This window comes from Serratia quinivorans (assembly GCF_052113645.1).
GTDB lineage: Bacteria > Pseudomonadota > Gammaproteobacteria > Enterobacterales > Enterobacteriaceae > Serratia > Serratia quinivorans_B.
Genome location: NZ_JBIEIU010000011.1, coordinates 97,097 through 112,173, shown reverse-complemented (window position 1 = coordinate 112,173; position 15,077 = coordinate 97,097). Strand labels below are relative to the sequence as shown.

The 15,077-nt window shown below is 56.8% G+C and carries 8 protein-coding genes; all 8 read left to right on the top strand.

Annotated elements, in window-relative coordinates:
- Positions 1–54 precede the first annotated feature (54 nt).
- The 8 genes from asd to glgP all read left to right on the top strand — a co-directional run bounded on the left by asd (position 55) and on the right by glgP (position 15,033).
- Positions 55–1,158, top strand: coding sequence for an aspartate-semialdehyde dehydrogenase (asd, locus tag ACGS9J_RS19465; RefSeq protein ID WP_442232429.1), 1,104 nt, complete (start codon positions 55–57; stop codon positions 1,156–1,158).
- A gap of 423 nt (positions 1,159–1,581) precedes the next feature.
- Positions 1,582–3,648: a lipase family protein gene (locus tag ACGS9J_RS19460; protein WP_442232428.1), complete on the top strand. Its 2,067-nt coding sequence runs from the start codon at positions 1,582–1,584 to the stop codon at positions 3,646–3,648.
- On the top strand, positions 3,632–4,396 hold the full coding sequence (locus ACGS9J_RS19455; protein ID WP_442232427.1) for a hypothetical protein: 765 nt from the start codon (positions 3,632–3,634) through the stop codon (positions 4,394–4,396). The genes ACGS9J_RS19460 and ACGS9J_RS19455 overlap by 17 nt, the downstream gene beginning before the upstream one ends.
- 886 nt (positions 4,397–5,282) lie before the next feature.
- Positions 5,283–7,469 carry a 1,4-alpha-glucan branching protein GlgB gene (gene glgB / locus ACGS9J_RS19450; protein WP_442232426.1) on the top strand — a complete coding sequence of 729 codons (2,187 nt, stop codon included), beginning with the start codon at positions 5,283–5,285 and terminating at the stop codon, positions 7,467–7,469.
- Positions 7,466–9,451, top strand: a complete 1,986-nt coding sequence (glgX, locus tag ACGS9J_RS19445; protein WP_442232425.1) for a glycogen debranching protein GlgX — start codon at positions 7,466–7,468, stop codon at positions 9,449–9,451. Before glgB ends, glgX begins: the two co-directional genes overlap by 4 nt.
- A gap of 12 nt (positions 9,452–9,463) precedes the next feature.
- Positions 9,464–10,741: a glucose-1-phosphate adenylyltransferase gene (gene glgC / locus ACGS9J_RS19440; protein ID WP_442232424.1), complete on the top strand. Its 1,278-nt coding sequence runs from the start codon at positions 9,464–9,466 to the stop codon at positions 10,739–10,741.
- 136 nt (positions 10,742–10,877) lie between these two features.
- Positions 10,878–12,311: a glycogen synthase GlgA gene (glgA, locus tag ACGS9J_RS19435; RefSeq protein ID WP_442232423.1), complete on the top strand. Its 1,434-nt coding sequence runs from the start codon at positions 10,878–10,880 to the stop codon at positions 12,309–12,311.
- Between the two features lie 274 nt (positions 12,312–12,585).
- Complete coding sequence (gene glgP / locus ACGS9J_RS19430; RefSeq protein WP_442232422.1) at positions 12,586–15,033, top strand: glycogen phosphorylase; 2,448 nt, start codon at positions 12,586–12,588, stop codon at positions 15,031–15,033.
- Positions 15,034–15,077: the final 44 nt, after the last annotated feature.

The following is a 15,077-nucleotide window of genomic DNA, read 5'->3' as shown; positions in this document are numbered from 1 at the left end:
GGAGAGACAGTGCACACAACTTATAGCAGTCATCCTCCAAGGCAGGACAGTCATATGAAAAACGTTGGTTTCATCGGTTGGCGCGGAATGGTCGGCTCCGTACTCATGCAACGCATGACGGAAGAGCGCGATTTCGATGCCATTCGCCCGGTATTTTTCTCCACTTCGCAGCACGGTTCTGCGGCGCCGGCATTTGGCGGCCAGCAGGGCACGCTGCAAGATGCTTACGATGTTGATGCGCTGAGCGCGCTCGACATTATTATTACCTGCCAGGGCGGCGATTATACCAACGAAATTTATCCGAAGCTGCGTGAAACCGGCTGGCAGGGCTACTGGATTGATGCCGCCTCTTCTCTGCGCATGCAGGATGACGCGATTATCATTCTGGATCCGGTCAACCGCGACGTGATCCAGCAGGGCCTGGATAAAGGCATCAAGACCTTTGTCGGCGGCAACTGCACCGTCAGCCTGATGCTGATGTCACTGGGCGGCCTGTTCGCCAATAACCTGGTGGAGTGGGCGTCCGTCTCGACCTATCAGGCGGCTTCCGGCGGTGGTGCACGTCATATGCGCGAACTGCTGACCCAAATGGGTATGCTGCACGCCGACGTGGCGAAAGAGCTGCAGGATCCGGCATCGGCCATTTTGGACATCGAACGTAAAGTCACTGCGGCCACCCGCAGCGGCAAACTGCCTACCGATAACTTCGGCGTGCCGCTGGCCGGCAGTCTGATCCCGTGGATCGACAAACAGCTCGACAACGGCCAGAGCCGCGAAGAGTGGAAAGGCCAGGCGGAAACCAACAAAATCCTGAACAGCAGCAGCGTGATCCCAGTCGATGGCCTGTGCGTGCGCGTTGGCGCGTTACGTTGCCATAGCCAGGCATTCACCCTGAAGCTGAAAAAAGACGTTTCACTGCCGGAAATCGAACAGATGCTGGCGACCCACAATGATTGGGTGCGAGTGATCCCGAACGACCGCGAACTGACCATGCGTGAACTGACGCCGGCAGCGGTTACCGGGACGCTGAATACGCCAGTCGGTCGCCTGCGCAAGCTGAATATGGGGCCGGAATACCTGTCTGCGTTCACCGTAGGTGACCAGCTGCTGTGGGGCGCGGCCGAACCGCTGCGCCGCATGTTGCGCATCCTGCTGTAGGGTATTTACCTACAGCGCAAGAGACATCGCCAAAGCGCAAAAAAACTAGATGGCCCGCATTTTGCGGGCTTTTTTGTGTGTATCAGGGAGTAAGAAGCATCGCTAACACCTGCAGGATAATCATTATCGATAAAGCTTTTCCGGTGGTGGGATTGCGACAAACATAAAGGGTCAAGCCATCCTCAAAATCGTGCCGCAAGGTGCACCCCTAAACGTCGTTCGCACTGGCGTAGTGGCTTCTCAGCCGGCAAAAAGTCGCCCCAACCTGGCAGAGTAGTGCAAAGGCGTGTATGGCTCAATGCCACAAAAACATAATTTTTATGTGGATAATAAACGCTCATATTTTATGCTGGTGATTCATTTCGCGTTCAGATTAAGGATATGGGGAGGCGTTACCCCCCCTTTAAAGTACAGGGAGTTAGCATGGAAATTATTGGCGACAACACCTGTGTCACCAGTCTCAACCCCAAATACAAGACCGTCATGTGTCGCGGCGAACAGCATAAATACTGGCTTGAACTCCAGTTCGTGGATGAAAACAATACCCCGGTTACCGGGCTGAACGTGAGGCTGGAGTACCATCCGCTAGCGTCAGCGAGGGATGTGGAGATGTGGCGAAAATTCGGCCACGACTACAATCCGACGCCGCCGCCCAATCCTCCGGCGGGCGTGACCGACGGTCAGGGCGTGGTGCGCTTCGACGACCTGTACTGGATAGCGGTTGACGTGAAGACCGACGCCCAGCCGTTGGCGGACGAGATGGAAAAACGCCCGCTGGGCCTGCGGCGCAACCCGAACAGCCAGCCGGTGAGTAACAACATGTTCCGGCCGGAAACCCGCGACCCCAAATGGCGCTCAGACGTGCAGGAAAAAGCCGAGACTGCCGGATACATCCATCACTATGTGACCATCGGCGAGCTTTGCGACCGGCTGCCGGAGATCGAGGGCTGGACTGAGCCGGAGCCGCCGAAGTTTCATTTTCCACCGGGACGGTCACTGAAAGGCACAGAGATAGTACGGGAAGCACTGGATAAGCGGCACGTTATCGAGATCTGCCCGTTCCGGGCGTGGGTGCTGGACCTGCATGATACGAAAGAGTATGACCTCGCCAACGGGCTGAACCTCGGCATCATGGCCGACCTTGCCTATTCAGTGGAAGCCAGGAACCCGGCCATCGATTATTTTTTCCGGGAAAAGTGTCTGGACCTGTCCTGCATCCCTCAGTTTGCCGAGTATCCGTCTTACTTTCACACGCTGGCGGTGGACGTGCCTTTCCGCGATCGTTATCTGGCACGGTTGTATCTGAATACAAAGGACAGTGAGCCATCGGAAGGGGATAGCCGCTTTTTTACGGTCGAGTGCGGTACTCATGTGCTGGTTGCGTGGTGCGGAACAGACAGCCTTTTGAATGCCCTGACGGATGCCTCATTCGGGCCGAAGAAGTGCCTGCCGGAGTTTGCCGGTGCGGGTAATATTCACGGCGGTTTTCTGGAAGCCTATGAGCTGGCTAAACGGAAGTTTGAGGATGCGTTTGATGCTATAAAAGCGGCAATCAAAAAACAGAAATCTTTATTTGTTTGCGGCCACAGTCTGGGCGGTTCTCTGGCACTGCTGTATGCCGCCGAGATGAAAGACAGTCAGCCCGTGCTGTACACCTACGGGATGCCGCGCACGTTTACCCGCGCGGCGATGCCGTCTCTGGAGAGCATTACCCACTACCGGCACGTCAATGATAACGATACCGTGCCACAGGTGCCGCTGGAAACGGATATGGATAATCTGTTCTATCAGACGCTGGGGCCGCTGGGCGACAAGCTGGGCTTTAACTGGCTAGCGACGTCGGTAGCCGGCCTGCCGGTCTCTCTCTGGCAGAAAGACCTGGAGTTAAAAATGGGGATACGGCTGAAAAAAGATCCCTACTGGCATCACGGTAATACGGTGGTTTTTTTCCGGGCGCAGCAGTGCTCAATGAAGCTTGCCAGCCCGTACCAGAAGAGCCCGATCGACGGTCAGGTTTACGCCCGTCATTTTGTGGCCGTAAAACTGTATCTGGTTCCCTCCCTGAACGATGAGTGTCTGAAAGCGACCGGCGAGCATCAGGCGGCGTTTATTCAGTGTCTGAACCCGGCCAGTCTGGAAAAGACCTTTCCGAAGAACACCAACCCCACGCTGGATGGCCTCGGCACCGATCCGCGCAGCCATTCGATGGCGCACCGCTACCTGCCCTATATCCATAATCAGGTCCTTGAGCTGGCTAATCCCGCCCTGCCGATGGGCAGAAAGGAGATGCGTGAGCGGTTCATCCGAGAGATTGATGCGGGGGCCTCCGGGCATGGCAACCCAGATGAGGTTGAGCGTAACCGGCAGTTCATTGCGCTCCAGGACATGCTGCCGGTTGCGCTGCGCCGGACACAGGCAGAGGAAACCGGAAATAATGCCCTGATCCGCTTTGCGGCGGTAACGGAGGAAGAAGTTGAATTTTCTATCTAAAATCGCCGTTTTTTTGCCTGTTGTCGTCCTGCTTTCAGGATGCGACAGTCATACGGATCAGACGCTGTTACCGCCGGATAATGCGCGGCGGGTGACGGTGGCCGTCAGGGTGCCTGAGGGTATTACGCTGCTGCCGATGCAGATGCTTTACCGCTCCGAACGGTGTAAGAGCAAAGACTATAATTCGAGTAATGAAGCCTATGAGATCCCCGGCTTTAACGGTTTTAAACAGGCGTTCAGCCCGCAGGGTAGCGGTGATCTCTGGCAGCAGAATATCGCCATTGACGGCGGCGGCCCGTGTCAGTGGCAGCTTAACTCTCTCCGCGTCAGCTTTAAGATCGCGGATAGCAATCCTCTGGTGAAGGATAAAAAGGTTATTGAAACCAGCTATATCTTTGATTTTGGTGATTATGGACTCAGTGACGGCTACGGGACAGGAAGGGCTAAAGATGCCAGTGGCGATCTTGATTTAAAAACTGATTTTTTCCCGATGGTGACCCATTTTGCTGATGATGATATCAGTCTGAAGTTTTTCGGGGGGGATACCGGGCTTGAAAAGTGGCGTAGACGTTTCCGCCTTCATGATACGCAAAAGATTCTCATTGAACCGATAGTTCATTTCGCTAAGGTTGTGACGTTGGAGCCACCGGATAAACTTGGTAATTGGATGGCAACGTACCCAGATGGTAGCAGTGACGAAATTCCTCGTATCTATCCTGATTATGAAAAGTTACTGTCGATGAAATGATGATGGATTCGTTGAATCCAAAAGGATCTTCTTGAGATCCTTTTTTACGTCTATAGCTCTCCTATGTACTGTTTTGCTTAAAAAGAGGCTTCGCGTAGAGTCGTGCTGATGGAGGCAGAGAGGCGTAGCCTGTATCCAATGCAAATAATCGAGTTTGACCTGCTGGCGTTGGAGCTGATGATCCACCAGCGAAGACTGTGATAGGCTCAGTGAGTTATCACAACGGCTACCAAATGGCAGCGCGTGAGGCGATAGCCGGTGGTTTCAGACGTTAGCTGGAAAAGGGATACTCTGTTTTACCTGTACCCTTTATTGTACCCAATTTGCACGTGTGAGAGGTTGGGTCTTTTAGGCTAAGGGATTGAAGCATAAGTCAGTATTCTGCTGTAACCTGATCTGTACTTCCCGGGGGCTGACCTCTTTCAGCCCCCAAAAGCCTTGTTTCCTTCCTTTATCTCCGTTTTGGCGCGTTATGGACTAAGTCGCTGCGAAGAGGGAAAAGCACACAAGTCATCAGCACTCCTCCATGCGGGCAGCAGCGCAAAGACGCTGTCGGGCTGGCCGTTTTCTTAATGAAGTTTTTTCCTGGTAATGCGGCAATGTTTTTAACCGACATTAGCTATGCTTAAAGGGCTGGCGGATAAATTTTCATCAGCGCTAAAAATAAGCATAAAGAGCGGAATTTGGGCCGGGAAGCTGAGAGTTGATCAATAACCGACCGCAATCACGCTTTAGATACCGAATGAATTGCATGATAACCAAAACGGCTATGGATTAAGCGTTACGCCCTGCGTATCTCAAGGTGCAGCCCACTTGGCGGTAACCTGACAGGCGATGGGTCGCGCGGCCTCTTATAAATCATGCTCTTAATCTTAGGAAGAAGACTATGCCTGTACTTCCCGATCGTGACGTGATTGATCAGCTTTTCTCCGGCAACTCTGCCGACCCCTTTTCCCTGCTGGGCATGCATGCGGCCGATAACGGCCTGCAGGTGCGCGCGCTGTTGCCTGACGCCAGCGAAGTCTGGCTGCTGGATCAGCAAACCGGCCGCCGACTGGTGCAGCTCAATTGTGATGATGTGCGCGGTTTTTTCAGTGCTACGGTGCCGCGCCGTAAAACCCCGTTCCGCTATCAATTTGAAGTGCGCTGGCACGATCACCAGCAGATCGTCGACGATCCCTACCGTTTCGGCACCTTGCTGCAGGATATCGACAGCTGGCTGTTGGCCGAAGGGACCCATTTACGCCCTTATGAACGGCTGGGCGCGCATCTCGCCACGCTGGATGATGTCGAAGGCGTCAGCTTTGCCGTCTGGGCACCGAATGCCCAGCGAGTTTCAGTGGTGGGGGAGTTTAACTTCTGGGACGGGCGTCGCCATCCGATGCGCCTGCGTCGTGAGAATGGTATTTGGGAGCTGTTCCTGCCGGGGGTGAAGACCGGGCAGCTGTACAAATACGAAATTATCGACTGCTATGGCAACACCCAACTGAAGGCCGACCCTTATGCTTTTGAGGCGCAAATGCGGCCGGACACCGCGTCGTTGGTCACTCCGTTGCCTGAGGTGGTAGAAAACACCGCGGAACGGCAGCGTGCCAATGATTTTGACCGGCCGATTTCTATCTACGAAGTGCATCTTGGCTCGTGGCGGCGCCACACCGACGATAATTTCTGGCTCAGCTACGGTGAATTGGCCGTGCAGCTGATTGATTACGTTAAAGACATGGGGTTCACCCATATCGAGCTGTTGCCGATTAACGAACACCCGTTTGACGGCAGTTGGGGTTATCAGCCGTTAGGGCTGTACGCGCCGACCCGGCGTTTCGGCACCCCGGCCGACTTCAAGGCGTTTGTGGCAGCCGCGCATCAGGCCGGTATCAACGTGATCCTGGACTGGGTGCCGGGGCATTTTCCCAGCGACGCCTATGGCCTGGCGAACTTCGACGGTACCGCGCTGTATGAATACGCGGACCCGCGCGAAGGTTTCCATCAGGACTGGAATACCCTGATCTATAACTATGGCCGTAACGAGGTTCGCAACTATTTGGCGGGCAATGCCCTTTACTGGCTGGAACGCTATGGCATAGACGCGCTGCGTGTCGATGCGGTGGCTTCGATGATCTACCGCGACTACAGCCGCGCCGACGGCGAATGGGTACCCAATTACTACGGCGGCAACGAGAACCTGGAGGCCATCGCCTTCCTGCGTTACACCAACCAGACCGTCGGCAAGGAGCGGCCCGGTGCGGTAACCCTGGCGGAAGAGTCCACGGACTATCCCGGCGTGACGTTACCGCCGGAATCCAATGGCCTGGGGTTCCATTACAAATGGAACCTGGGGTGGATGCACGACACGCTCAATTACATGCAATGCGACCCGGTGCACCGTAAATATCATCACAATCAGATGACTTTCGGCATGTTGTACGCCTACACCGAGAACTTTGTGCTGCCGATTTCTCATGACGAAGTGGTGCACGGCAAAAAATCGGTGCTCGATCGCATGCCCGGCGATGCCTGGCAGAAGTTTGCCAACCTGCGCGCTTACTACGGCTTTATGTGGGCGCACCCGGGCAAGAAACTGCTGTTTATGGGCTGCGAGTTTGCCCAGGGGCGCGAGTGGAATTTCGACAGCAGTCTCGACTGGCATCTGCTGGAAGGGCTGGACGGCTGGCACCACGGCGTACAGCGGCTGGTGCGCGATCTTAACCATTGCTATCAGCAGCAGGCGCCGTTGTATGAGCGCGACTACCGCCCGGACGGCTTTGAGTGGCTGGTGGTGGACGACCACGACAACTCGGTGTTTGCCTTTGCCCGTTACGACTCTCAAGGTAATGAACTGATTGCCGTCAGTAATTTTACCCCGGTGCCGCGCCACCATTATCGCATCGGCATTTCCCGCGCCGGCGAATACCGGGAAATCCTCAATACCGACTCGCATCATTATCACGGCAGCAATACCGGCAATCAGGGCCGCGTGGTGTCCGAGCCGATAGGCAACCACGGCCGCGAGCATTCGATTAGCGTGACCGTTCCGCCGTTGGCGACCATTTACCTGCTGCGGGAGGTGCAATGACTGAGCTGACGCCCGGTATCGCCGCGCCTCTCGGGGCGCACTATGACGGTAATGGCATCAACTTTAGCCTGTATTCCGCCCATGCCTCGGGGGTGGAGCTGTGCCTGTTTGACGAACAACAACGGGAGGTTCGGCTGCCGTTGACGGCGCGTAGCGGTGATATCTGGCACGGTTATTTGCCGGGCGGCAAACCGGGCCAGCGTTACGGTTACCGGGTGCATGGCCCGTTTGATCCTGCTCGGGGGCTGCGTTTTAACCCCCACAAACTGCTGCTGGATCCCGCGGCTCGCGCGGTAGAAGGGCCGGTGGCCGACGATCCGTACCTGCATGGGGGTTATGACCAGCCGGATAAGCATGACAGCGCCGAGTTGATGCCCAAATGCGTGGTGATCGACGAAGCCTACGATTGGCAGGATGACCGCCCGCCGGCCACGCCGTGGGGCAAAACGGTGATCTACGAAGCGCATGTGCGCGGCCTGACCTTGCAACACCCGGAGATCCCGCAGGTGCTGCGCGGCAGTTTTGCCGCACTGGGCCATCCGGTGATGATCGCCTATTTCAAGCGGCTCGGTATCACGGCGCTGGAGTTGTTGCCGGTGCAGCAGCACAGTTCGGAGCCGCGTCTGCAGCGGCTCGGGCTGATTAATTATTGGGGCTATAACGTGCTGGCACCTTATGCGCCGGATAACCGTTACTCCAGCCTGCGTACCGACACGACGCCGTTGCGTGAGTTCCGTGATGCGGTCAAGGCGCTGCATAAGGCCGGCATTGAGGTGATCCTCGATGTGGTGTTCAACCACAGCGCCGAGCTGGATATGGACGGGCCAACGCTGTCGCTGCGTGGCATCGATAATCCGGGCTATTACTGGCTCACCCCCGACGGTAGCTATGTGAACGATACCGGCTGCGGCAACACGCTGCGATTGGATCAGCCGCAGGACGTGGCCTGGGTGATGGACTGCCTGCGCTTCTGGGTGGACGAATGCCACGTTGACGGTTTTCGCTTCGATTTGGGCAGCGTGCTTGGCCGGACACCGGCATTCGATCGCGACGCGCCGCTGTTCCAGGCGATGCTGGCGGATGACCTGCTGTCGCGTTGCAAGCTGATCGCCGAGCCGTGGGATATTGGCCCTGGCGGTTATCAGGTGGGTGAATTTCCTGGGCGTTTCGCCGAGTGGAACGACCATTATCGGGACGACATGCGCCGTTTCTGGCTGCAGGACGGGGTATCGCTGGGCCAGTTCGCCCAACGTTTCGCGGCCTCCAGTGAGCTGTTTAACCAACGCGGGCGTGCGCCGTACGCCAGCATCAACATGCTGACCGCTCATGACGGGTTTACCCTGCAGGATTTGGTCAGTTACAACCACAAGCACAACCAACTGAACGGTGAAGGTAACCGTGACGGCAGCGACCGTAACTTTAGCAACAACCACGGCGTTGAAGGCCCGATTGCCGACGACGTCATTGTGCAACGCCGCAGGGCCAGCCGGCGAGCGTTGCTCGCTACGTTGTTGCTGTCCCAGGGTACGCCGATGCTGCTGGCCGGCGATGAGCATGGACACAGCCAGCAGGGCAACAACAATGCCTATTGTCAGGACAACGCTATCACCTGGCTCGACTGGGCCACGGCGGATGACGCTCTCACCGATTACACCGCAGCACTGATCCGTTTGCGTCAGCAAATCCCTGCCTTGCAGCAAGACCGCTGGTGGCAGGAGGGTGACGGCAGCGTGCAGTGGCTGAACGCGCAGGGGCAACCTCTCGGCGCGCAAGAGTGGGAGCAGGGTTCACTGCAGTTGCAGATCCGTCTGTCACAACGTTGGCTGGTGGTGGTGAACGCCACGCAGCAGGCGCTGGAGATGACGTTGCCTGCCGGCGATTGGCAGCTTGTCGCTCCCTTTACTCAGGAAGATTCGCAGGCGGTTTTACCCGCCTGGCACCAGGCTGCGCACTCGATTTGCGTGCTGGTAAAGAAAAAATAAAAGGAGTCAGCTATGGTTAGGTTTGAAAATAAAGACCCCCTGATGTTGGCACGCCAACTGCCGATTAAGTCCGTCGCCCTGATCCTGGCCGGTGGCCGCGGTTCGCGTTTGAAAGATTTAACCTCAACCCGGGCCAAGCCGGCCGTCCACTTTGGCGGTAAATTCCGCATTATCGATTTTGCCCTGTCGAACTGCCTTAACTCGGGCATTCGCCGCATCGGCGTGATCACCCAATACCAGTCTCACACTCTGGTGCAGCATATCCAGCGCGGCTGGTCATTCCTCAACGAAGAAATGAACGAGTTTGTCGATCTGCTGCCGGCCCAGCAACGCCTCAGTACCGAGCACTGGTACAAGGGCACGGCGGACGCGGTGTACCAGAACCTGGATATCATCCGGCGTTACGACGCCGAGTATGTGGTGATCCTGGCGGGCGATCACATCTACAAGATGGATTACTCGCGCATGCTGATCGACCACGTGGAAAAGGGGGCGCAGTGCACCGTGGCCTGTTTGCCGGTGCCGCGTGACGAAGCCAGCGAATTCGGCGTGATGGAAGTGGACGAAAACGACCTGATCCTCGAGTTCCTGGAAAAACCGAGCAACCCACCGCCGATGCCGGGTAACCCGGATATGTCGCTGGCCAGCATGGGGATCTACATCTTTAACGCCGACTACCTGTTCCAACTGCTGGAAGAGGACATGTCGACGCCGGGCTCCACCCACGATTTCGGCAAGGATCTGATCCCGAAAATCACCGCCCAGAAAGCGGCGTGGGCGCACCCGTTCACGCTGTCCTGCGTCACTTCCAACCCCGATCTGCCGCCGTACTGGCGCGATGTGGGGACGCTGGAGGCCTACTGGCGCGCCAACCTCGATCTGGCCTCGGTAACGCCGGAGCTGGATATGTATGACCGCGCCTGGCCGATCCGCACCCATATGGAACCGTTGCCGCCGGCCAAGTTCGTGCAGGATCGCTCCGGCAGCCACGGTATGACCATGAACTCGCTGGTGTCCGGCGGTTGCATTGTCTCCGGCTCGGTGGTGGTGCATTCGGTGCTTTTCCCGCGAGTGCGGGTGAACTCGTTCTGTACCATCGACTCTACCGTATTACTGCCGGACGTTAACGTCGGCCGTTCCTGCCGTCTGCGGCGCTGCATTATCGACCGAGCCTGCCACATTCCCGAGGGCATGGTGATTGGCGAAAACGCCGATGAGGACAGCAAACGCTTTTATCGCTCGGAAGGCGGCATTGTGCTGGTCACGCGCGAAATGTTGTCAAAGTTGTGAGTTAAGGTAATCGGCAGAACGATAGCTGCCGCCATGAAAACGGACTGATGGCTTGCACAACGCGGGAGTAATAACAGCGGCAAGCCTGCTTTATTTCTTATCCAGAGGCATTTTTTGCCGAATCTCAGGAGTGATAATGCAGGTTTTACACGTATGTTCTGAAATGTTCCCCCTGCTGAAAACCGGGGGGCTCGCAGACGTGGTTGGCGCATTACCGGCGGCTCAGATCGCCGAGGGCGGCGATGTTCGGGTGTTATTGCCCGCTTTTCCTGACGTGCGCAACGGCATACCGGACTCGGTACTGGTGGCGGAAATCGATTCTTTCGCCGGTCGGGTGGGCCTGCGCTACGGCACCTACCACGGCGTGGGCATTTACCTGATTGATGCCCCCTGGCTGTACGAGCGGCCGGGCAGCCCGTATCACGACCAATCCATGAATGCCTATTCCGACAACCACCGGCGCTTTGCGCTATTGGGCTGGATGGCCTGCGAACTGGCCAAGGGGCTGGATCGCTACTGGCGGCCGCAGGTCGTGCATGCCCATGACTGGCATGCCGGGCTGGCCTGTGCCTATCTGGCGGCCAATGGCCACCCGGCGCGATCCATTTTCACCGTGCACAACCTGGCCTATCAGGGATTGTTCTCCGCCCATCACGTGGCGGAGCTGTGGTTACCGCCTTCGATGTATAACGTCTATGGTCTGGAGTTTTACGGCCAGATGTCATTCCTGAAAGCCGGTTTGTACTACGCCGACCATATCACCGCCGTCAGCCCAACCTACGCGCGTGAGATCACCCGGCCGGAATTCGGCTATGGCATGGAAGGGTTGCTACAGGAACGCCAGCGTCAGGGGCGGCTGAGCGGCATTCTTAACGGCGTGGATGACAAGATTTGGGATCCGTCCCACGATCCGCGTCTGACCGCCCGTTATGACGCCGACGATCTGAAGAACAAGGCCAAGAACAAGCTGCATCTGCAAAAAGCCATGGGGCTGAAAGTGGATGAGTCGCTGCCGGTGTTTGCGGTAGTGAGCCGTCTGACCAGCCAGAAAGGGTTGGATCTGGTGCTGGAAGCCTTGCCGGCGTTGCTGGAGCAGGGCGGCCAACTGGCGCTGTTGGGGGCCGGTGATGCAGTGTTGCAGCAGGCATTCCTGGCGGCCGCCGCCGACTATCCGGAGCAGGTTGGCGTGCAGATTGGCTACCATGAGGCTTTCTCGCACCGGATTATCGGCGGGGCCGATGTGATCATGGTGCCGAGCCGTTTTGAACCCTGCGGGTTAACTCAACTTTATGGCCTGAAATACGGCACGCTGCCGCTGGTGCGCCGCACCGGGGGGCTGGCGGACACGGTGGTGGATTGCGCGTTGGAGAATTTGGCCGACGGCAGCGCCAGCGGATTTGTGTTTGATGATTGTGACGCCGCCGCACTGGGCAACGCCATCCGGCGAGCCATGGTGCTGTGGAGCAGGCCGAAGCATTGGCGTCACGTCCAGCGCCACGCCATGAGCGTGGATTTTGGCTGGCAGGTCGCGGCAAAGGAATATTTGTCGCTTTATTCCCGTCATATTTGACGCTGCCTCTGTGCTGGCTGCACTCACTTACCCGAATCACTTACCAGTGTAAGCTCATCGGGATAAGTTTTTTTGCCGCCTTGATGCAGCGCCAATTATTTTGGGTATATCAACACCTATTGTAATGCCCTATGAATTTCAAGTTGCAGCTAGGCGGCCAGCTTACTCATCCCCAGGCGCTTACTTAAGTCAAGTAACTGGGGTGCGTAAGTGCAGGTAACAACGCTGCGGCTTGAAAGGCGACGGGCAGCCACGAACTTGGGATCGAAAAGCTATGACTTCACCGATTAGTTACACCTCACCCACGGTCAGTGTTGAAGCGCTGAAACACTCCATCGCCTATAAATTGATGTTTATCGTCGGCAAGGATCCGGCTATCGCCAACCAGCATGACTGGCTGAATGCCGTGCTGTTCGCGGTGCGCGACCGTATGGTGGAGCGCTGGCTGCGTTCCAACCGTGCGCAACTTTCACAGGATGTGCGTCAGGTCTATTACCTGTCGATGGAGTTTCTGATTGGCCGTACGCTGTCCAACGCCTTGTTGTCGATGGGGATTTATCAGGATATCGACGACGCCTTGAATGAGATGGGGCTGAGCCTGGGCGAGCTGCTGGAGGAGGAAAACGATCCGGGGCTGGGCAACGGTGGGTTGGGGCGATTGGCGGCCTGCTTCCTTGATTCACTGGCGACGCTGGCGCTGCCGGGGCGCGGTTACGGCATTCGCTACGAGTACGGCATGTTTAAACAGAATATCGTTAATGGCCAGCAGATGGAGTCGCCGGACTATTGGCTGGAATACGGCAATCCATGGGAGTTTCCGCGTCATAACACCCGCTATAAGGTGCGCTTTGGCGGCCGGATCCAGCAGGAAGGCGCCAAGGCGCGCTGGGTGGAAACCGAAGAGATTATCGCCACCGCTTACGATCAGGTGATCCCAGGTTTTGATACCGACGCTACCAATACGCTGCGGCTGTGGAGTGCGCAGGCCAGTAACGAAATCAACCTGGGGAAATTCAATCAGGGCGATTACTTTGCGGCGGTTGAGGATAAAAACCATTCGGAAAACGTTTCACGGGTGCTCTATCCCGATGACTCGACCTATTCGGGGCGTGAACTTCGCCTGCGGCAGGAGTATTTCCTGGTGTCGGCCACGGTGCAGGATATCCTCAACCGCCATTGGACGATGCATAAAAGCTTCGACAACCTGGCGGACAAGATTGCCATTCACCTGAATGACACCCACCCGGTGCTGTCTATTCCGGAGCTGATGCACCGGCTAATCGACGAACATAAGTTCAGCTGGCTGGATGCCTGGGCGGTGGTGGAGCAGGTGTTCTCCTACACTAACCACACCTTGATGAGCGAAGCGCTGGAAACCTGGCCGCTGGACATGATTGGCCGGATCCTGCCGCGTCACCTGCAGTTGATTTTCGAGATTAACGATCACTTCCTCAAACAGGTGCAGGAAGTGGCGCCGGGCGACAATGAGCTGCTGGCGCGGGTGTCTATCATTGATGAAACCAATGGTCGCCGGGTGCGTATGGCGTGGCTGGCGGTGGTGGCGAGCCACAAGGTCAACGGCGTTTCCGCACTGCACTCCGAACTGATGGTGCAATCGCTGTTTGCCGATTTCGCCCGTATTTTCCCTAATCGCTTCTGCAATAAAACCAACGGTGTTACCCCGCGCCGCTGGCTGGGGCTGGCCAACCGCCCGCTTTCCGCCGTGTTGGACGACTGCATCGGCCAGACCTGGCGTACCGACCTCAGCCAACTGAGCGAGATTAAAGCTAATGTCGATTACCCCAGCTTCCTGAAGGCGGTGCAGGCGGCCAAACGGGAGAACAAGGAGCGCCTGGCCACTTACATTGCCAAAACGTTGAATGTGGTGGTCAACCCGGACGCGCTGTTCGACGTGCAGATTAAGCGTATCCATGAGTACAAACGGCAACTGCTCAACGTATTGCACGTGATCACGCTGTATAACCGTCTGTTGCAAGATCCGGGCACCGAACGAGTGCCGAGAGTGGTGATCTTTGCCGGCAAGGCGGCCTCGGCCTATTACGCCGCCAAGCAAATCATTCGCTTGATCAATGATGTCGCCAAGGTGATCAACAACGATCCGCGCGTGCATACGCAGTTGAAAGTGGTATTCATTCCGAACTACAGCGTCAGTCTGGCGCAGATGATCATTCCGGCGGCGGATCTTTCCGAGCAGATCTCGCTGGCGGGCACCGAGGCGTCCGGTACCAGCAACATGAAATTCGCGCTTAACGGCGCGCTGACTATAGGTACGCTGGACGGCGCCAACGTTGAAATGCTGGAGCACGTGGGGGCGGAGAACATCTTTATCTTCGGCAATACCGCCGAGCAGGTGGAGGAGCTACGCCGCAACGGTTACAACCCGCATCTGTACTATGAGCAGGATCCCGAGTTGCATCAGGCGCTGACCCAGATCGCCACTGGCTTTTTCAGCCCTGAGGAACCCAAGCGCTACAGCAACCTGTTTGATTCACTGGTAAACCTGGGTGATCACTACCAACTGCTGGCCGATTACCGCAGCTATGTCGATACGCAGGACCAGGTGGATGAGGTGTACCGCAATCAGGATGACTGGACGCGTCGGGCGGTGTTGAATATCGCCAATATGGGGTATTTCTCTTCCGACCGCACCATTCAGGAGTATGCGGACGAAATCTGGCACATCAAACCGATCAAACTGTAATGCAAAAGGGCCGGATATCCGGCCCTCAGATTGCTGACAAAGTC